The organism is Ruminococcus sp. AM43-6, assembly GCF_003461785.1.
Taxonomy (GTDB): domain Bacteria; phylum Bacillota; class Clostridia; order Oscillospirales; family Ruminococcaceae; genus Hominimerdicola; species Hominimerdicola aceti.
Window position 1 is genome coordinate 43737 of sequence record NZ_QTXU01000004.1, and the last position, 21983, is coordinate 65719.

The following is a 21983-nucleotide window of genomic DNA, read 5'->3' on the forward strand; positions in this document are numbered from 1 at the left end:
TTCTCCTGAAAATGCCTGTTTATTATGAGTTTATAAAGCCTGTTTCTATTTTTGCGTTTGTGTAAACAACATAGTCGCTTGAGGTAGTTCCATTAACAACTGAGTTGTTGTCATTAAGCAATACTGCGGTAAGCTCAACTCTGTAGTTTGCATAGGTAAGTCCCTGCTCCTCAAAAGCCTTGCCTGTTTTTACTGTAAATTTCGTAACGGCTGTGTTTTGTTCTTCGCCATTATAATCAGTGGTAAAAACGCACTCCTTGCCATTCAGACCGCTGTTTGATGTGGCGTTTTCCAAAGTAAAGCTACTGAGATATTTGCTAATATCGTTTGTCTGCTTATATTCGCCACTATTGTCCTTAACATACAACCTCATTGTATACTGTATTTTTTTGCCGCTGTCCCTTGTTGATCGACTCAAAGCAGACAGATCATAGATAGCATTTGCTGTTATTGCCATTTCTTCTGTAGTCATATCTTTGGCATTGATACCAAGCTGTGAAAATGGTGAATCCTTCGACTCAAGAACCGTTGACTCTGCAACGTTATAGTTTAGCTGTGCCACCGTCATTGCCTTTCTATAGTAGCGTCTTGCAGGCATATCTCCACTTTTAGAGATAGAGCTGTTCTCAATATTGTTTTGACTATATGCAACATAAGACGCCGCATTTACGCCAATACCGGTTTTGGTATCCCCGTCCTTACGCTCAGGGAACTGATCTATGATCCCTGCAGTACCATAAGTTAAGCTGATATCAGCCTTGACAGTTATAGAGCCATTTGTGTCACTATTGATATAATCGTAGACCGAATCGGGATACATCAGCATATAGCTGTCTTTAGCTTCTGAAAGTGTCTCAGTCTTGCTTATTTTTGCGTTTGATAACTCTGTGTCTGAACTGTTTAAAATGCTGTAATCAACATTCACCGAAGTTCCTGCAATGATCTTTGCATTAGCTCCCGCATCGTTTTCATCAAAGCTCTTCATAGAGAATTTAAACGCCTGATACATATTGAAATCGTCACTCTTATAGCCATTAAATGTATCTCTAAGACTCTGATCAATGCTTATTTCTGACGTCATTGTCGCACGGACAAAATTATTTGACGCTGTTATCTCCTCTGGGTCATGAGCCGTCACACTTACTAGCTGTGTAAAAAAGTTTGCAATAACATATGCGCCAGTGTCATTATTTGTCACTTGGACAAGGTTTGTAGGAATATTACCATTGAGCTTTCTTGGCTTATTACCGCTATAATAATTCACAAAGTTCTTGATGACTTTTTTTGAGCTTCCCTTTTCTGGAATATTGATAGTGAGATAATAGATTTCGCTTATTATCATTTCGTCATTAGCATTTTTTGGTGTATCACTGTTCGCTGAAACAGTTATCTTATAAGTGCCTGTTTCACCCTCGCCGGCAGGTCTATAATACTTGCCGTCGCTTGTTTTTACAGTAGCTGTAGCTTCATCATCTGCCTCAACAAGTGTTCCGTCAGATGATTCTTTAGCTGTTACCGACGCATATCTTAACAGTACATCATTCATTGTGACCGGTTTAAAGCCGCTTATATTTGTCAAGTCAAGCTCACCGGTTGTTTTATTAAACTTAGCATCACTTGCGGTAGAATGATAAGTCTTGTCATTGTTATTTGCATCAACAAGAGTTAGCTTTGTATCATCGGTAAGCACACCACTGTCAGCGGCATTATCACCAATAAGGTAAAGCTTTTTATCAAAGCTCCAAAGCAGGCTATCACCATTATTGAGCATTTTTTCCCATTCGTTAGCGGATTTGTAATAGGAATACTTAAAATAAGTAGTAACAGGTGCATCAAAGCTCTCAAAAGCAAGCTTTGTTTTATCCGTATAATGAGAATGGTTATAGTCTGTGCCTGAGATAACGTAAGATTGGAAGCTGAAATCAAGCACCTTTCTTACAAAAACAGGAATATGAAGTCTAAGAGCAGTTTTGCCACTTCCCGTTGGGTCGATATAATCGAGAGTAATGACAGTAAATCTGTTTGTGCCGTCGTTATCGTACTGACCGTCTGTGACCTTGAAATATCCTGTCTTGCTGTTAAACGTAAGAGTGCTTTTGTCTGATTTTTTTAAACTGCCGTTATCATACACATAAGTCGCTGTGCTTACATTCATAAGATCTGTTGTTTTCAGCTTATTTGAACTGCTGTCTAAAACATCATGATTTGTCAGAACTGAGATATACTTTGCGAGCATTTGTGTGATATTCAACGATGAGTTATCATCAATAAGCAGAACAGGAAGATCATTCAGCTCCTGAACATCAAGCTCGGAAGCTTGCTTGAATGTTGTAAGCTTTGAATTACCCAGATCCTCTGCATATGTCTTTATGGTACTGTTTATGCCATAGTATTTTGTCTTTGTGCCATTCGTATAAGAAGCAGCGTCACTGATGATAGTCTGCATATTTCCGCCAACAAGATCGCCTGTGAAAATTTTATCACCGGCGGTTTTGCTTGGATTTATGTTGACATAAGGTGAATTGATATCAACGTGCGTGCCGCTTCCCTCACCGATATTATGGGTATTATCCTGAGTACCTTTGTAGTCGGAGTGAACTGCGGTGAAGCTGGCAGGTATCTGTGAAGCATAATACTGTATATCAGGTAAACAATTCGTGTTATTTACCGATACTCCGATAAATTCAGATGATAGATTTTTATATTTGTTCCAACCTATCAGGTTAGAAACAGACACACTGTTGTTGCCTTTTATATAGCTTAATTTATTTATGAGAATATCATAAGCATAAGTGTTGCCGCCGTCATTATGACCTATCACACCGCCTGCACCTGCACCATTGGACTTATCCTCTGCTGACAGAGTAACATTGTTGACTTCACAATCAGATATCTTCAGATCACCATTAGCTTTTATACCAACATAACCTCCGATACCTGCATCACCAGTTTTAGCGGTTGGTATACCTATGGTTGCATTTTTTACAGCAGACTTTGATATGGTCACAGCCGCATTCTGTGTGCCGACCATTCCGCCTGAACTTGTATAGCCATAAACACCGCAAGCTGATGTTTCAGATGTTCCTCCATAGTAACAGTCATTGATAGACAACTGGTTTTTGTTTATTCCAACGAATCCACCAGCATTACTACCATAAACATCGACGCTGACGCTTGTATTTGTTATTGTGCATGCTCCGTTAGACAGTCCTATAAGACCGCCCTCGTTCATTGTCTGGGTTGCAAGGGGTTTATTGTCTTTTTTTGAACCGATAAAGCTATCTTCATTATAGGCTGTAAGCTGAACATTGCTTATTGTCGTTTTGATATTTGCAGTGCCTGCGATTCCACCTACGCCAAACCAAGTTTTTGTGCCTTTATCAAGATTAGCAAATTCAACTTTATTAATTTTTATCTTAGAATCCTTAACAGCGAATTCGCTGCCTTTCTGAGAATTTCCCACAAGACCGCCTGTTTCAAATCCGCCATACACATAAACGCCACTGTTTTCAGACTTAACGTTACTTATATTGATATCATTTGTTGACTTTCCTATAAGTCCTCCCACAGTATATGCGCCATATATTTCAAGATCGGTCAATGTTATTCCGCTAAACGTGCAAGAACTCTGTACTCCGCCAACAATACCACCTGTAGAAAGGTCTTCATTAACATACGATTGTCCATCGTAGTTATACGTCTTAACGCTGATCTTGCCGGAAAGCTTAAGGTTATTTACAGTTAAAGCATACGTTGAACAGTTTATCAACCCAACTCCTTTTACGGAGGCAAATGCGGTACGATATTTATAGTTATCCATATCTTGGATTTCAATAGTGCTACCGCTCTTGTTGTCTGTTATTTTCACAGCATAGGCTTTTATATCTGTATCGAGCTTTATAGTCTGATTATTTCCCTCGATAGCTGTCAAAGACAAAGTATAATCACATTTAATGTCGCCCAAGTTACTATTTGTTGCATCAAACAACTGATTTATACCACGAAAACCGGTTCCGGTGAGGTCATAGGTTTTATTTCCTGTGAGTTTAACAGTAAAGTTCTTATTTAATTCGTGTGCCCACTTTGCTTCATAAAGACCTTTTTCACTTGGCTTTGTATATTTTTTTAGCATTACAGAATTTTTCTTTTCATATTCCCTGCTTGTAGCCTTTTCAAGTCTTTGATAATCTGAGATCGCAGTTTTGTAATCTTTATCATCAGAAGTCAATGTAGCTGTGCCAACTTTTGAATAGTCTGCATTTCGAGTAAAAGTATAATGACCATAGCCGCAAGTATTTTTATTACGGTCTGTATATCCCATACCGGACTGTGATATGATAGACAGCATAAACAACGCTTGTGCATTAGGTACTTCAATAGTATTGGTCGAGCCGGCAATAACATTTAATTTCTCACCATCACTTAGCTCACTCTTAAACTGCGTGATGAGATAATTTTTCCTGCCATTGTTAAGGTTAGTTGACTTACCAAACGTTGTTCCCTCTTCGATAGCAAAGCCGTTTACAACTCTGCCTATATATGGATTGATAAAAAGATTGGTATATACGTTTTCACCCACTGCCTCAGTATTGTTGGTTGTAAGCGCACTATCTTTGGCAACGATGTCCATATTTCTGAAAATAACGCCGCCGTAAACTATGGCCCAACATATCCGCCTGCAGTAATGAGATGTTGTTTGCTGTTATCGTTATTTGCAAATGTTATATTAGGATTTGTTACCTTGACATTATCAATGATATTATCTCCACCGAACACAACGCCCATAACACCGCCATAATACTCCGTCTTTTTGGTACTATAGTTTAATTTATTATTATTGTTTTTTGAAAGCGTTACTTCTTTGGTATATTCTATATTGATATCTTTTACAACACTTCCGCTGCTGAACCTGATGAGCGGGCTTGCAGAATTATTGGTGATAGTTGGATATGTTCCGTCGGATCTCTGCTGTCCAACTATAACGCCCCTGAAAACGTAACTGTTTGATGTTCCGCCAAGACCTGCAAAAGAACTGCCGAGAACTATATCATCATTTATCTTGTAATAAGCCTCGCAAAGATATTTGATCATGTTATCTTTTGAAACTTTTTCCTTTCCGCTTACGAAATTGCCTGTTCCATCATAAGTATAAGTTTTATGATTAGTGCCTTTACAAAAAGCACTATTAGCATTAATAGTCGATTTATCGGCAGAAACATTTGCATTATAGTTTACTTCCCAGCCATTTGTAGGTGCGGCTGTACTGATAACTCGTGCGACCTCTGCAAGTGTAGAAGCGTCAAGGATATATGGATCAGAGTATGTTCCGCAACCCTCGTCAAGATATGGTCGCTCAAGGTTTACGTCTATCTCATCATAGTTTTGGGTGGTATTATACGATATAGCAACATATGGCTTGTAACTTGTAAAGCTATATTCCTCTGTTGCGTTATTTTTGACAGGGGAAGTATACCTGTCATCTTTACTCCAATCGCCATGATACTTATTCTGCCTGCTCACATTATCTACACGATTCTTTATGGTGTCAGACACTTCTTTTCCGTAGGTTACATTATGCTTAATATTGCCAGCTGAGTCTGTACCCCAATCGTCGTCCCATTTATAGTTGTATATTGCAGAAGAGCCTGCACCGTCAGAATGCTGAAAGCTTTCAAGCAAAGTAGCATTTTTGAAAATTGAATTTACATCACTTGCGTCAAGCTTGATATTTGAGAAAGTCAGAGATATATTTTGACCCTTTTCGCTTCCTACATTGCCTATAAGGCTTGTTGCAGCATAATCCTGACCGCCTTTATCATATTTAGCAGTAGTCCTACTGTGTTTTTTCTGTGACACATTCTGTATAGTGATCTCTGTCATGTTGCCTATCTTATTTATAAGCAAAGGGGCATAAGAATTTTCACCATTTAAACTTAAAGAAGTATCATTCACATACAGATCGTCAAGAACGATACTGCCGGTAATTTTGACAGATTTTTTTGTAGTATTGGTGTCGTCAGCAACCGAGCCGCAAACCAATGCACCTGAACCACCATTCACCTTACCGATATTTCCCTTAAAGGTCATTTTACCGCTTATGGTAACAGCTCCATTTTCATTTCTGAAAAGTCCGCACTGCATCATGTAATGCTGATTATGTACATTATTTAAGTTTGTTCCATCCATGCCTTCTGTTGTACGGGCATAATTGTCACTATTACTGCTTGATACGTTTTCAGACTCATTAAATTCCTTATTATAAAAAGTAATGGTTGAATTTGATTTTATATTACAACCATTTGTATCAACTGGATAAAATGAATATCCTGTCAAATCTATTTCTGCATCTGTTGGAAAATCTATATTTGTGCTATTAATATAATTTTTTATATTATTTGCCGCAAAAAGCTTTGCGCTCCACTCAACAGCCTTAGCTCCACCTGTCGTACCACTACCATTCTTATACTTATCAAGGTTATAATAATATCTTACACAAGAATTATTTTTCCATGACTTACCATTATTTTTGGTTTGATTTTGATAGGTGTTGCAGTGTTTGCCGTCCATATAAAGTAAACATTTTCCGTCCTCTGTAACTGCAGGAATTGAAACTATAGCCTGCTTATTTGAAAGAGGATTTGTTTCAATCAAAATACTACGGCCAGCTATTTCATCAAATCGTTTATAGTTATCTGCTATTTTTATTGTGGGATTTAATATTTTGTAACCATTTTGCTCGACAAGCTCAAAATACGTTGCATCACTAGTACCATTGTATTTGTCATTGTTATTATTATTATATCCAGTGCTATAATCAAACCCGTAATAGTCATCACTTTTTCCGAAAAGAACCGAAGCAAGTAATCCTAGAATCTTACATTTTTGAGCATTGATCGCAATACTATCAAAAACAATTTCTTTAATACTCCAGTAACCTGTTGTGGAATATACAAGACCACCAAGTTCTTCACAGTTTGTATTAATAGTCGATTTAGTTACATTCAATTTTTCAAGCGTAACTTCAACTCTATACCAATCATGGCCAAGAAAACCTCCACCTGTTTTGCAACCTTTGCTATCATTATCCTTAATAGTCAGAGCACTAATAGTCACGTCTTTTATTAACACTAGATTAGTAAAAACAGCTTCGCCAGTTGATTTGTAATAATTAGGAATAACATCGTTTGCTCGTATTTCAGCAATGAGTCCACCAACTCTAGAGTTACTTCCTGTGTGTTTGTCAGTTATATTTCCGCCAACAGTGACATTATCAAATTTAATACCGGTTGCAGGCTTTGATTTAACAGCTCCTACCATTCCGATAACTCCGCCAAGACAAGTACAATCTACCTTTGTTGTGCTATTATCGTATGTAAGATTTGCTGTTACAGCAGAATTAGTGAATGAAACTTCGCTTGTGGCGTCAGCAACATATCCAACAAGACCGCCAACAAAGTTTGTAAAATCACCACTTGGGGCTGCGGTCACATTGGCGGTCACATTGGAGATAGTCAAAGCTCCGCTGTTGTATGCAGATACAGAACCAATATAACAAGCGTCACCGTCCGAAGCATTATCGCCAACAATATTGAAAATTGAAACAAGCTTTATATTGCTTATTTTTGCACCGCTTGTCTTTGCAAAAAGTCCATTATGAGTATGGAAAACTATCTTATCATTTTCTGTTCCCACTGTCATGGTAAGTTTATGACTATTGCCAGTAAGCGTGCCTGTGAAAGTATCCTCACCATTATCACGCATAAAGCCTGTTAGACCTGTGTCGCTTATATCAACATCTGCACTAAGAGTAAAATTCGCCTTAAGTATTGTTGTTTTACCTACAGAATTTTCGCTGTACTTAACAAAATCATTGCTATCATGCTGCATTATCAAAGCCGCACGGGCAAAATCTGCTCTATTGCTTATGGTTATATTATTATTAGGAAATCCATTTATTGTAACAGTATGCCCTGATCCATCAAAAGACAGAACACCGTCAGCACTCTCAAGCAGATCGGAATTGTTAAGCCGAAGCACTCCGCCCCAATCCATATCGTCTATGACTTTTGAAGATGTCCTTGTAAATGACCAACCGCTTAAGCTATATATCAAAGCATTGCCTCTATTTCCTACTATCTGACATCCGTTTTTGTTAGGGTCTTTAGGATAAAATTCTGAAAGGTTTGTTTCACCGCCAAGCCTTACAACGCCATTTTTATTAAATTTGCCAACAATGCCACCTACGCTCTGGTTTGCAGAAACATTATTTGCCGTAACTGTGACATTGCCTCCAACATCAATAAAAGCCTGATCTGCATAGCCCACAAGTCCGCCATAATTATTTTGTGATGATGTGGAATTTTTGATACTTATAGTGGTATTCCTGACGCTTACATAAGCCTTGCTGTTATCACCTATCTTACCAATAAGCCCGCCAAAATCAGTAGAATTGCATGAACCGATCACATCTACAGTAACATCACTGATTTCAAGTTCAGAGCTAAGAGCATTGGCAGAATATCTTCCGACAATACCGCCATAAAAGCCTGCCCTGACAGTACCCTTGAAGTTTGAAGTAATAATATCATTAGCGTTGCCCGTGATACTAATTTTTACACTATCTGTGCTGTTTGTCAGCACTCCGAAAACAGAACCAACAGCCGCACTGTCAGCGGTATCTCCTGATGAACAAGCAAGTGCCATTTTCATGCCACTGAATTTTGAAATATCAAATGTCTTTTCGTTGGCTTTACTATATATATAAGAGCCGAAAAGACCGCCCGCAGTTACAGAGCCTGTAACGCTTCCGGTCATGGTAATGGTGACACCTTCGCCAACATTTATTTCTGCATTCTCTGCACTGCCCACAAGTCCGCCTGCGTTGTTCGCTGATATATTTACATCCGTCAAGGTGTTGCACTTGTCGATGTTCAGTGTTGCACCAGCACTCATTTTCCCGACAAATACACCTGCGTTCGATTTGCCAGAAACGTCAAGCAAATTACTTGACAAGCTTACGGCAAGACTTGTGTTTTCGTCCATAGTGCCGCAGGCAAGACCTGCATTATCCCCACCTGATACTTCCACCTTGACACCATTACTTAGAGTGATATCCAGATCGACCTTTGCTCCATTTTTCATATTGCCTATAACAGACGTGAAGGATTTATAATTTGTAGCACCTGAATCATCTACAGGATCAGCTTTTATTTTCCACTTATTAGCTGAAGCCACATCACCGTGTATAACATTCTCAGCAAGCAAAGCTGAATTTTTTTCTTCCGGTCTAGCAAAAATAATAGTATCTAAATTTGCACTGTCACTAAGATATTCAAACAGAGCAAAATTAATAGGAAGATTAATAGCTGAACCCTCATTTGCTTTGACTGTTCCCTTGAAAGGATATTCTTCATTGCCAAGTCCTTTTTCTATTCCTGTAAAATCAGAAGCCTTAAACTGAGATTGGTTGTTTGAAAACAATACAGTGATATTCTGATAAACAGAAGGATCTGCATTAAGAAGCTTTTTAAAATCTTCTGCATTCTGTATAGTATAAACGCCGCTTTTGATATCATTAGAAATGTCAGTATATGTATCTTCCGCCATAGCTGAGATCGCATTGGTGACAGTTGATACCATTTTAGACACAACACCTGAAATGTCTGCAAGAGGCATACTCGTGACAAGCAACACGGCAGCGGTAACTAAAGAAATAACATTCTTGCGATACTTGCTGTAAAGCTTGTGGCATATTCTATTGATTTTCTGATTTCTATTAGCTTTCACTTTCAACTGCCTCCGTGCAAAGTCAATATTCTTATCTATACGTTTAGTTCAACAAGGATATATTGCACCTTTGTACCTATCTTTTCGTCAGCGTCATTATACATGGAGCTTAGTGATGATAACTGAGCTGTGCTGTATTTTTCACCTTTAAGTATTTTCTCAATAACTGTTTTATTTTGTTCTTTATCAGCATCACCTGACAAGAACAAATTTATATTACCATTTATATATTTTGCAAAATTCAAACGCTCTTTACTATCATCATCAAACAGCACATTTTTCTCTGTCAGATTTTCATCTGTGCTTTTCATTAGTATCTGACCAAGAGTGTTCGGCCACACCCAATATACGTTCACTTCCTGCGGAACGTCTACTTTACAATCTTTAAACGTCCTTGTGAATGTTTCATCACTAAGAAAATCGGAATATGTGTGAGTGCTTTCATCATATTTCTCAAAAAACATGATGTGTCCATTCAAAAAGTTTGTAACATTTTCATCAGTTACCTTTTCGTATGAAACGCTGTCGCCGTTTTTATTCTCTGCATATCCCGTGATACTCAACTTAAACTGTATCTCCATTTCCCCCGACTGGTTCGGGACAACATAAAAAGTAAGCTTTCCATGACTACCAGGATTAATACCATTCGTCATACCGCTTTCTTCATTAAGAAGCCAGTAGATCTTGTTGTTCTCGTCAGAAGTGATGTTGCTCCCATCAGACACCTTAGAGTAATCATTGCTGTCAAGTATCTCAGCTTTAAGCACATTGGCACTTCCTACTGTTTTCAGTTCAAATGGCGAATCTACGCTTTTCATTCCAAATGAATCAAGATCAAGGGCTTTATCAATGGTAAACCAAGCCAGACTGACCGCAATAAGTATAAATGCCAGCACTGCAACTGGTATTATTTTTATAATAAGCAGTTTGCGTTTCTTCTTTTCTTCCTCGCTGTCTGCTTTCTCTATCACTTTATGCTCAGCCACTTTGGCGACCTCCATTATTTCATCGAGTCAAGCTCTTTCTGCAATTCTATCATGTGGTTTCTGCAAGCGGTTATCTCGCCTGTGTATTTGTTGAACCACTCAACGTCCATTTCGTTAGGCTCTTCCTGCAAAAGAATCGCCTGAACCAGTGCCGATTGTGAACGTGATCTCTTACGCTCTATCTCCTCGATAGTAAGTCTGCATTTCTTTATTTCTCTTTTAAGCTGCCCTTTACTGCTCACGTTATTGTCCTCCTTGCATTAATTTCCCATTTTATCAACCGAATCAACTATCTCGTTGACTTCCCTATAGCCTTTGTCAAGATTTTCGGTGATATGGTCAAGTGCTTTTTTTACGTCCTCAAGCTTGCCCTGCATTTGTTCGGGATACTTCACAAAACAGTAATGAAGCTCGTTTATAGCCTTCTGCTCCTCCGTGTAATCGTCGATAAGAAACACCAGCGACCTTGCCGCACCCATGTCCGAAATTATCATGTTATATCTTGTTGGAAGATCCTTGCCGCTTTCAAGATAAGTGTCTATCTCCTCAGAGGCGGCAGACAGATTTTCCATATACTTAGCGATGTAAGTCTTTCTGACTTCCTCGGACTTGTCCATATAAAGCCCGATAAAAACGAACAGCCCTGCAAGTGCCGCAACACAAATAACGATAGCCGTTATCATTTTAGCCTTCATTATCTTTTCCTGATTCAAAGCTGTTCGCCTCCTTTTTCTCGTTTTCCTGCATTTTCAGCCGCTGAACTTCCTTTTCAACAGCCTCACGCATAAGCTTTTCTTTTTCTTCCTCAGCCGCTTTCAAGGCTTCATCACGGTTTGAATATATTTTTATCTCAGCGATAGTTTTTACCTCATACACCGCCATGAAAACGGTTGGGATTATCACAAACAGTATGAGGAGCTTCTTTGTTGATGCAAATGACCCAAGCCACTTGAAAAATCTGAGCTTTCCATAGTATTTTCCAATAATGCTATCTTTTTGCACCGTCACGCTGTCCTCTATTTTGTTAGCATCGCCTTTAGTAACAAAAGTGCCGTCGCTCAAAACCTCAGATATCCTGTGAGTATTTATCTCGCCTTTAATACTATCATCTTGAGAGTAGAACGAAATGATATCCCCTGCCTTTAAGCTGTCAGTATCTGTCCTTTTGATGTAAATATAGTCGCCCTCATGTATAGACGGCTCCATACTTCCGCTCACGACTTTCAGTACGCTGTAACCAAAAATGCTTGCTGTTTTGCCGATACAGCCGCAGACCATTATGTACACCGTCACACTCAGCAGTGCTGCAAACACAGCAGAGCCAAGTATTGTCAAAGCTATTTTTACTATCCTCAACGCCTTGCCGATGATACCGACGCTCCCTCCTGCACTAAGGTTTCTTTCTGTACTTTTCTTTCAAATGTCTTACCAGTCTGCCCACAGCCGAAACGTGATACTCCTTGTAAAGACGTTTCATTTCAGTGTCGATAGCTTTCTGCTCCTCAGCAGTGCGCTGTGGCGGAATATATGGTCTTGGCGGTCTGTTCTTTCGCTCAAGACGTTTTCTCTTTTTAAACTGCCTGTTTTTGATACGCCTCTTTACATCATATTTCAGATACGGAGCATATTTTTCATAAATGATCTCGATTTCACGCTCTGCACGTTTTCTCTCTGCCTCAGCCAGTTCTTTTTCCTTCTTGACTTTGAGCATCCTGATATAGTCCGGATTATCCGTCACAACAGGTATGATCCCAAATGCGTGAGCTAGAACATATGTTATGCCACGTTTTGCCATGTAATATGGATTTTTGGAATATTCTTTAAATATCTCATTGATATTTTTATTTTCAAAGCTTTCACGTTCAGCTTTAAGACGCTCAGCACGTTCACGCTCACGACGTTCCTGCTCACGCTGTTGTTGTGCTTCTTTCGCCTTTTTTGCAGCGATCTCAGGGGACTCATACTCTGACACAAAGCTTGAAGACACTGCTTCTTCATTCGTGCTGATCTGCTGATCCATAGCAGATCCAAGGCTGCTGCGGACGAGCTTTTTCTCCTCTCGGATCCTGGCTCTTTCCTCACGGACACGCTGCTCCTCTTCACGTCGCTGACGCTCTTCCATTTGCCTTTTGCGTCTTGCGATCTGCTTGATCTCTTCCTCTTTCTCACGGCGTTCACGTTCCTCACGCTCCGCCTTTTCTCTTGCAGCCTGCTCCGCCTGCTGTTTTTGGATAAGCTCCAATCTTCTGCGTTCAGCTTCCTCATGCTCCAGCCTTATGCGCTCTTCTTCCTCACGCCGCTGACGCTCAAGTTTCTCCTGCTCGGCACGCTTTCTTTCAGCTTCTGCAGCCGCAAGCTCCTCAGCCCTCTTACGGTCTTCCTCGTCTTTGAGAAACTGCTTTTCTATCTCAACTATACGGTCAAGCTCTGCCGTAAGGTTTCCTGCCTCTTCGGCAGACATACCCATATCTGTCTTACTTGCACTACTTTGTTCACCCTCGCCAACTATGACATCATATTTATCAGACGTCTGCTTATCAAAACGCCTGACAACCTTTGGTGCAAGGGTCTTGCTCTTTATGGTTTTAAGCTCCTCCGACTTGTCTGCCCCATGGGTATAGGAGCGGAAAAGCATATAGTTCATTGCGGTCAGACCATATATATCCTCGATATAAGAATCATCAGGTCTTTGTGCAGTATCAGAAACGTTGACCTCGTAGCCTGCCTTATCGTAGCTTTCGATAAACTGCCAAAGGGTAAGACACGCCATAAGGTCCACATTTTTAGTGATAGCGTTTGTTCTCATAACAGGCGGTCTGATAAAAGCGTTGCCAAGAGTGGTACAAAGCACTGAACCTTTATAGCCCTCGATAGCCTTTTTGACCCTTTCAAGCCTTGCCCAAACGTCAGTATCCTTGCTGCCGCCGACAAGACTGTCAACAGTTTCTATCTTAAAACTTATGTTGACTTTTCTGCCGTCGCCGCTGTCAGCCACGGTATCGTAATTAAAAGAATAAGCCTCCTGCGCCTCTGCGGTCTGGACAAGCTTATTGTATCTTATATTTATAAAAATGTATAGCCTGTCAATAAGGGTATTTACAAATCTATTTTCATATGTATCGAGAGTTTCTTCCTTATGAATGTTGAGTATCTTTGACGGAGTTATCTTTCCTGTCTTTTTGTCGATATCCTGAATAAGATCGGTGTGCTGTCCCAGATGTTTTATGGACTCTACCGTTATCTTCCTTGACATAGCGATAGGCACGATCTCTTCCACTTCTTTAATGGTGTTTCTGGGATTTCTTATTACCGTATCAAGATGTGGCAGAGCTTTTTCTATCTCTGTGAGCCAGGACGAATCTATATTCTTCTCGATTATCTTACGATTAAAAGATACAGTTTTTTCGCCCGAAAGAAGCAAGGCACGGGCTGCCGCAAAGCTGTTATTGCCGTCAAACGTCTTTACAGCTTTGTCAAAAGCTGCACGCTGTTCGTTGTATTCGCTCATGCCCGTCCCTCCTCTCAAAGTTTATGAGTACAAATTTTAGTACAGTTTTTGCAATCTTTCAAGATATGCTATAGATTCTTTCATAGTGTTTCTGCCAAAAAGCTTCTGCATATAGGTGCAAAGTTCTTTCAGCTCGTCCCTGAGCATCGCAAGGTTCAGGGATTCAAATTTTCTGAATATCTTTGTGGCAAGCACATAGTCAATGCCGTCAAGCTCCTCGCCACCGCAGGCAACATATACAGGAACAAACAAGTTCATCTGTTTAAGTATACGGTTACCGAAAGCCACTCTCAGCTTTTCGATCACCCACAGGTCAAGCTGCTGGATCTTTTTCAGACTGTCCTGTGAAACAGGATACATTTGAAAAGCTTCCTTGAAAAGTGTATCAAGATGTTCAAAGCTTAAATTCATAGGCGGCGTGTCAGGTGCGTCAAAGGCAACTCCCTTTGCGTCAAGATTGATAGGCTGTGCACGATCGTATACCTTATCTGAGATAGTGAACGTGGAATCGTCGTTGTTGGCAGTACCGATATACCAAATATTCTGCGGAATACGCAGTTTGCCCTTGTCAAGGCGAACAGGGTCGGTACTCCACACATTAGGAACAAGGTCAAGCTCCCACTCGGCAGGATCAGGCATTTCAAGAATTGAAAGCATTTCTGCAAAGTAATATTCTACTCTCGCAATGTTCATCTCGTCGAGGAGTATGAAGTTTATATCGTCATTGTATTCAGAAGAATAAATTCTTTTGAGGACTTCTGTTTCATTAAAGTTCTTCGTGAACTCGTTGAAGTAGCCGAAAAGCTCAGTTCTGTCACGCCATGACGGCTGAACAGAAGCAATAGTGGTATCTTTCTGCAAGAACTTACCGAATGAATATGGCAATGATGTTTTACCAGTACCAGAGATACCTTGCAGGATAATGAGCTTTGTTGAAGCCATGCCTGCAATAAAAAGTCGGATAGTTTTTATGTCATAATAAAGGTGCATTCTTGAGCAGGCAAAGTTTCTGTATGCTTCGCAGATACCGCTAAGGGTGATGTCATTATTGTAAGCAGGCGGCTCGTAGGTCTTGTAAAAATTGTCCACCTCGATAAGCTTTGAAAAACGGCAGTCGGCAGTCTGAACAACGCCGTCAACAGTGGTTTGAACTTCGCCCTGTGCAGGCATCTGCTCGCCCTCTGCAAGCTTTGTTTCACCCTCTGCAAGAGCGGTGTTATCATATACGCCGAGCTGTGCCACCTTCATTGCCATGATCTCATCTTTTTCCTTGGTCATTTTGACCACCTGACGCTGCAGGTCAGATATCTCTTCGATAAGATCCTCGTTGCTGACGATAGAGTGTCTGAATCTTATGTACTTTCTCACAGCAAGCACTATCATAAAAATAATAAGCACAAAGATAGCCACAACAACGATAATTGCAAGCACAGAAAGTATCCAGCCCAGCGCACCAAAGTCTGCCGAGTAGGTCTTGAATATCCTTATGTAGTTTTTTATATTGAAGATCTGTTTTATGCCGTTCCATAGACCCTTGAAGATCTGCCCAAAGCCTGCAAGCATTGACGACATGAAAACAAAAAACCATTTCAGAAATCCATTCATAATGTATCACCCAAGCAGCAGTTATTTGTCATTTTTCTCCTGCTGTGCATTTTCCTCTTCCTTTTCCTTCTGCTGTGCAAGGTATTCCTCAACTGCACGTCTTTTTATTTCTTCCTCATCGCTCTCTGTGATAGCAGGACGCTTTATCTCGATTATGGTTGCAATAAGCTTATAAAGCTCAAAGAGGAAAAACAGTGCTATCGGCAAAAGTATGCAAATGAAAAATCCCGTTTTTGTTCTGAGAAAATCCATTACCTTGCCGAAACCGCCTATTTTTGCACCTTCCCACTGACCGATTATATCGCCTGCATAAACAGTGTATGTATCATCTGCGTTATTAGCGTCGCCTCGTGTGATAAAGCCTACAGAGCCGTTATCGTTGAGCACCTCTGCGATACGGTGGGTATTCTTCACCTTTTTGCCCTCTATAAGAGTCCAGAAAGTGATAACGTCGCCCTTTTTCAGAGAATTGATATCGTCTATTTCCTTTGAGATAATAAGGTCGCCTTTTTTGAAAGTTGGCTTCATTGAGTCAGATTCAACTGTGAGTGGGATATATCCCAGCAGACTTGCCGTACCATTATTCTTATCAGACGAGAACACGAGAATTGTTATAAGCAGTGCAAAGATAAGCACCACCCATGCGATAACATTAAAAACGATCTTCAAAGCTTTTTTCATAATTCAAAACCTCGGAACCCCGAGGCTTCCTCCCTTCTAATTTTTTAAGTTGTTTCAACGATCTTGAAATTCATACCAAGCTTCATTGTGCCACCGATTATTTTGTCAACACAATCAGGGTCATTTCCCTCAAGCCATATAACTACTGTATACTTGTCTTTCTCACCAGGACCAAGCTTTTCACGTCGGTCCTTCATGACCTCAGTAGAGGAGGCGAACTCCTTGTCGCAATCGCTTTCCTTACCGCTGCCGTCAGACTTTGTTTTACCATAAACGGTTTTCTCGCCATTCACGAAAAGCTCCACTCTGATAGCTTCATCAACACCGTTCGTGACATTCTCGATAGTCATTTCGCTGTCATAGCTAAGTGTGTCTTTACCGGAATTTATGAGATAGAAAGTATAAGCTATATACCCCTCGCCGTTATGGCTGCCGTTTATCTTGTCGATATTATCAGGGAGATCTTCACCACTGATATTTGTCATATCATAGAGGATATCCGCATTGAGCCTTGAATTGCTCGTGGTATAGTCAGGAGTTTCCGAAAGAGTAAGACCCTGATCTATCATATCATACTTACTTATCTTAACTGTAAAGCTACCATACTTGTCGTAAAAATAAGACACCGCATAAGCCGCCGCCACGATAGCGATAAGTATAATGGCAAGTATTTTAAGCAATCTCATCAATACCACATAGCGTTTAGCTTCCTTGGCGGTCCTGCGAAGTGCAAGGGTATCGACTACTCTTGTATTTTTATCTGTATTTTTACCGTCCAAAACCGTATCACCCGTTTATTACTCATTTCTATTGCGAACGTATCTTTCCGCAATATATTTTCCTGCATTTTCTCCCGAATAGTAAAGGCACTGCATACCGCTGAGCTGTTTCACCTGCTTATCATCAGTAATTCCGTCAGCTATGACCTCAGCATTAAGGTCAAAAACGAAATTCAGCAGAGAGTTCACGCAGGTATCATACCTGTCGCTCTTACCAAGAACCTGAGCCACTGAGCCGTCAAGCATGATATTATCTACCTTGAACTCAGCGGTCTTAAGCATTTTAAAGCCCTCAGTGCCGAAGCCTGTAAGCAGAAAATGAAAGCCCTGTCTTCTCATAAGAGCCACGTTATCTGCCGCTGTGCTGTCAGTTTCATCAAGCACATCAGGCGACAACTCGAAGCAGACACGCTCATACTTCACGCCAAACTTATCGCAATAATCTGCCACAACTCTCGGAGCTTCCGTCTGCCTTAAAAATCTTGCAGGCATGAACACGCTTGCCCAATCAACGTCAACTTCCCTTTCGTGGAACTTGCCCAAAGCCTGCAAAAGCTGAACTAAAGCAAGCTTGAATATGCTAACACATCGGTCGGAAAGCTGAGCCACAGGGAGATAATCCGCAGGCATGAGCGTTCCCATAACAGGGGAATTGAGCCTTGTTTGCGACTGCAAAAAAGTGACCCTGCCGCTGTCGGTATTTTTTATAGGTCTATAGAAAAGCTCAACGGCACGAACGCCGTCAACTGTTGAATTACCGCTCAAAGCAAGTCACTTCCTTTCCTGTTCCAATGTATTATTATAGCATATTTTCGACAAAAAGTAAAGAAAAATCGGGATATTTCCCCAAATATGGGAAATTATTTTTTATGCCCATTTACCAAAAAACGCCGAATTTCTTCGGCGTCTTTTTTGTTTTATTGTTTATTGATTAGTTGCCTGCGTTATCCTTTGCCTGGAAATCGAGCTGAATTGTCCAATCCTGATTTGCAGTTGCATCATTACAGAATTTGCTTTCGCCCTCAATCCATACTCTTACAACAAAGCCCTCAACTGAATACTCGTTGTTTCCTGCACCAGCAAGTTCAAATACAGTAGTAAGATTGTCCAAGCTATCTCTGCTAGTTGGAACGGCTTTTTGTGCTGTACCCTTGGTAAAAGTAATGGTATCAAGTTTAGCACCATAATTAGCACCCTCTGTTGTCTTTATACCCTTATTATCCGTGTAGTTGTCCCAATTAAGACCAAATACACTCGCTTTATCGCCAAGAAGAGTGTACTTTGTATCTGCATAGCCAGCAACTGCACTAGCTTTTGTAACAGATAAAGTATTTGTAACTGTTGTACTATCATTTGCCTCAGTTGCAGTTTTCAACGGCAAAACAGCAACTCTAACTGCTTTTTGCAAATCATTTTCAGTATTATTCTCACTATCCTTATTCTTAATTGTAACACGACACTGAACGTCCTGTTTAGTCTGTTTTGTTGACCTTATCCACATTGGAACGTCAACATAATATCCGTCAGCACCAGAAGCTTCATCTGTTGCAAGAGCTGTATTTGCGGTTGTAGTTCTCGCTGTCAAAGTTGCTTCATCAGTTGCGGCTTTAACCTTAGTATCAGCCATAACAGCTCTACCACCAGCGTATATACCACTATCCTCAGCGTAGAACAAGCTATTACCGTCAACTTTTGAAGCTGGCTTCAATTTTCCAACTTTTTCATAATACTGACCAATATCAACTGTGCTTACCCAAGAAATGTTGTCAGCTGTAGGAGTCAAATCAGATGAACTCAAAACACCATTATCAACCTGTCCGAGTGAAATTTCAAGTGAGCCACCTGCTGTAGCGGCAAGGTTAAGTCCTGTAACTTCAGCAGTCTTGCTAAGCGTAAACCAAGCGTAAGTAGCAGTAGAAAGCATTACAGCGGAAGTTGTGAGCATTGCAACTGCAGGTATAAGTTTCTTCTTAGCAGAAGTATTCTTCTTTTCATTAGTTTTCATATCTCTTCGTCCTTTTCATAATAATTTGTCGGTTTATCCTGTCCGATACAGAGGGCGCTCGTTATAGCCGATTTGCGGTAACATGACCGCCAAGCACCTTTTGTTTATGTCAATCTTATACTAAATTCGACCCACTTTGTCAATAAGCTACCAGCTTAGTATACATTATATTTATCTTAATACTTATTAATATGACAGACACATTTTGCTATTTTTCGACATGATCATACTATGTAATAACAACAGAAAGCACGGAATAACGTCATTTGTTATTCCGTGCTTTTTAAACCGATTATTCAATAAATTTTTTTGTTAAACTTCAAACGTTTTTGTACATATTAAGTTTATATATGTACATAAAAGTTACCATGCGTGAAATTTACAAAATATTTATATTCATTCTGCGCTGTCGAGCATTTTAACAGCCTTCATCATGATAGCACATTCAAGACGCTTCTTCTGTATCTGACATGACAGCTTATGCGCATTGTGGATATCACCTGCGTAAATGTAGTTGTTTGCATTGCAACCGCCACTGCAATAGAACTTTGCCCAGCACTTTTTGCACTCAGGCTTATTGTAAACGTGTGCGTGAGCAAACATATCTTTCATTTCCTCGTTGAATGTGCCCTCGTAAAGATTGCCCATTTTGAACTCGGTGATACCAACGAACTGATGACATGGGTAAATATCGCCGTCAGGAGTAACAGAAACATACTCGTTTCCGCTTCCACAGCCCCTAAGTCTCTTTATCGCACAAGGGCCCTGATCGAGGTCTATCATAAAATGGAAGAAGTTTATGAACTTGCCCTCGTCCCTTATCTTCTGTATCTTCTCGGAAAGTATCTCATACTCCTTGAAAATCCTCGGCAGGTCAGCCTCAGTTATAGCATAAGGCTCGCTAGGGTCTGCCATAACAGGCTCAACAGATATCTGATCGAATCCCAGATCATAAAGGTGCATTACATCATTTGAGAAGTCAAGATTATACTTTGTGTAAGTGCCTCTTACATACCAATCCTTGTTCTTAGGACGCTTCTCAACAAGCTTCTTGAAGTTAGGGATAATCCTGTCATAGCTTCCTGAACCGTCAACACGCACTCTCATTCTGTCATTGACTTCTTTTCTTCCGTCGATAGACAGAACAACGTTGTACATTTCCTTGTTGATGAAGTCTATCATCTCGTCAGTGAGGTGTACACCGTTTGTGGTAACAGTAAATCTGAACTTTTTATTGTGAGGCTCCTCCTGTGAACGTGCATACTCAACAAGCTTTTCTACCGTACCGAAATTCAGTGACGGCTCACCGCCGAAGAAGTCCACCTCAAGAAATTTTCTGTCTCCTGAACGCTCTATAAGAAAATCTATAGCACGCTTGCCTGTTTCATAGTCCATGAGCATTCTGCCCTGACCGAAATCACCTGTTGACGCAAAGCAGTATTTACATCTCAGGTTACAGTCGTGAGCGATATGCAGACACATTGCCTTGATAGGCGAAGCCACAGCAGACAGGGCATACTTCTCGTAATCGTCCTCGCTGAACAATATCTTGTCATTATAAAGAGAAACTATCTCCTCATAGCAATCCTCGATATCCTTGCTGTCATACATCTTTGACAGCTTTCTTACAACGTCCTCAGGACATTTCTCCTCAAAAGGCGGCTCAACATTGTCTAACAAATCATATGTCAGATCGTCTATAATATGTACTCCGCCACTGTTCACGTCAAGCAGTGCATTAAAGCCGCCAAGCTTAAACTTGTGTATCATTTAAAAATCACCTTTCGCATTTATATTCATATACAAATTTATACAAAAATAAAGGGACATAAAAATGTCCCTTTAGCAAGGCGTGTGTACGCTCGCACGCCTCAGAAAGATCGGAATATTAAGCTTCTCTCTCGCACTTCTGGTTAGCAACTGTGCAGGAGGTCTTGCAAGCTGACTGACATGATGCCTGACACTTGCCGCAGCCACCCTTAGCAGCAGTCTTCTTGAGATTAGCCTTATTGATCGTCTTGATATGTTTCATAGGATTTTACCTCCAATAATTGATTTACACTAATTATACCACATATCCCACTATGTTTTATGAACGAATGGTTAATGCAGTATAAATATTTATCCTTATCAAAAACGACTGCTTTTAGAATTTACCCCTACAACTCCGCCTACGCCTGCACACACAAGGGTAAGCACAAGCTTTGCAGGCACGGAAAAGCTTTCAGCTGCCTTTGAAAACAGTGCGCTGAGTATAACAATAATAAGAAAAATGAACACTCCGCACAGCACACCTGACAGCAGACCGTTTCTACGTTGCCTTTTTCCGCAGACATATCCCCCTGCATACGCCCCGATACCAAGTGCCGCTGTTGACATCACCGACAGCATAAGATCGGTGGCATCTATCTTAGTGATAACATACGCAAAAGCAAGCACAGCAACAAATATCGCACCGCACCCCACGCAGGCAGAAATTGCCGTAGATGACAGCACAGAAAGCTTTCTGCCCCCAAAAAGCCTGTTATTTTTCATATCCGCACCCCCACACTGAATATCCTAAAGAAATTATATTCAAAGCCACGGACAATAAGAACACAAAAAGGGACGGATAAAACTACCCGTCCCTCAAC

15 protein-coding genes are annotated in these 21983 nt (G+C 40.4%); all 15 read right to left on the reverse strand.

Annotated elements, in window-relative coordinates:
• Positions 1-22: 22 nt before the first annotated feature.
• Positions 23-4630 (reverse strand): hypothetical protein, encoded by a 4608-nt coding sequence (locus DW938_RS04285; protein WP_118123987.1) that lies wholly within the window; start codon positions 4628-4630, stop codon positions 23-25.
• Positions 4631-4656: 26 nt separating this feature from the next.
• The gene (locus DW938_RS04290; protein ID WP_118123988.1) at positions 4657-9786 is read right to left on the reverse strand and encodes a hypothetical protein; all 5130 of its coding nucleotides are present in this window, start codon (positions 9784-9786) and stop codon (positions 4657-4659) included.
• A gap of 35 nt (positions 9787-9821) precedes the next feature.
• Positions 9822-10772, reverse strand: coding sequence for a hypothetical protein (locus DW938_RS04295; RefSeq protein WP_118123989.1), 951 nt, complete (start codon positions 10770-10772; stop codon positions 9822-9824).
• A 14-nt stretch (positions 10773-10786) separates the two neighbouring features.
• Entirely contained in the window at positions 10787-11014 is a 228-nt protein-coding gene (locus DW938_RS04300; protein WP_022286677.1) for a hypothetical protein, read from the reverse strand.
• An 18-nt stretch (positions 11015-11032) separates the two neighbouring features.
• Positions 11033-11485 carry a hypothetical protein gene (locus DW938_RS04305; RefSeq protein WP_118123990.1) on the reverse strand — a complete coding sequence of 151 codons (453 nt, stop codon included), beginning with the start codon at positions 11483-11485 and terminating at the stop codon, positions 11033-11035.
• A complete protein-coding gene (locus DW938_RS04310) occupies positions 11457-12107 on the reverse strand; it encodes a signal peptidase I (RefSeq protein ID WP_147342357.1) in 651 nt (216 codons plus the stop codon). Before DW938_RS04310 ends, DW938_RS04305 begins: the two co-directional genes overlap by 29 nt.
• A gap of 55 nt (positions 12108-12162) precedes the next feature.
• On the reverse strand, positions 12163-14280 hold the full coding sequence (locus DW938_RS04315; protein WP_118123992.1) for a DUF2357 domain-containing protein: 2118 nt from the start codon (positions 14278-14280) through the stop codon (positions 12163-12165).
• Positions 14281-14316: 36 nt separating this feature from the next.
• Positions 14317-15885, reverse strand: a complete 1569-nt coding sequence (locus tag DW938_RS04320) for a hypothetical protein (RefSeq protein ID WP_118123993.1) — start codon at positions 15883-15885, stop codon at positions 14317-14319.
• Between the two features lie 21 nt (positions 15886-15906).
• Positions 15907-16566 (reverse strand): signal peptidase I, encoded by a 660-nt coding sequence (locus tag DW938_RS04325; RefSeq protein ID WP_118123994.1) that lies wholly within the window; start codon positions 16564-16566, stop codon positions 15907-15909.
• A gap of 44 nt (positions 16567-16610) precedes the next feature.
• Positions 16611-17345, reverse strand: a complete 735-nt coding sequence (locus tag DW938_RS04330) for a hypothetical protein (RefSeq protein ID WP_118123995.1) — start codon at positions 17343-17345, stop codon at positions 16611-16613.
• Between the two features lie 18 nt (positions 17346-17363).
• A complete protein-coding gene (locus DW938_RS04335) occupies positions 17364-18110 on the reverse strand; it encodes an EAL domain-containing protein (RefSeq protein WP_118123996.1) in 747 nt (248 codons plus the stop codon).
• 166 nt (positions 18111-18276) lie between these two features.
• Positions 18277-19350 carry a hypothetical protein gene (locus tag DW938_RS04340; RefSeq protein WP_118123997.1) on the reverse strand — a complete coding sequence of 358 codons (1074 nt, stop codon included), beginning with the start codon at positions 19348-19350 and terminating at the stop codon, positions 18277-18279.
• 396 nt (positions 19351-19746) lie between these two features.
• The gene (gene scfB, locus DW938_RS04345; protein ID WP_118123998.1) at positions 19747-21120 is read right to left on the reverse strand and encodes a thioether cross-link-forming SCIFF peptide maturase; all 1374 of its coding nucleotides are present in this window, start codon (positions 21118-21120) and stop codon (positions 19747-19749) included.
• Positions 21121-21238: 118 nt separating this feature from the next.
• Complete coding sequence (scfA, locus tag DW938_RS04350) at positions 21239-21382, reverse strand: six-cysteine ranthipeptide SCIFF (protein ID WP_013498654.1); 144 nt, start codon at positions 21380-21382, stop codon at positions 21239-21241.
• A 98-nt stretch (positions 21383-21480) separates the two neighbouring features.
• Positions 21481-21885 carry a TIGR04086 family membrane protein gene (locus DW938_RS04355; RefSeq protein WP_117897578.1) on the reverse strand — a complete coding sequence of 135 codons (405 nt, stop codon included), beginning with the start codon at positions 21883-21885 and terminating at the stop codon, positions 21481-21483.
• Positions 21886-21983: the final 98 nt, after the last annotated feature.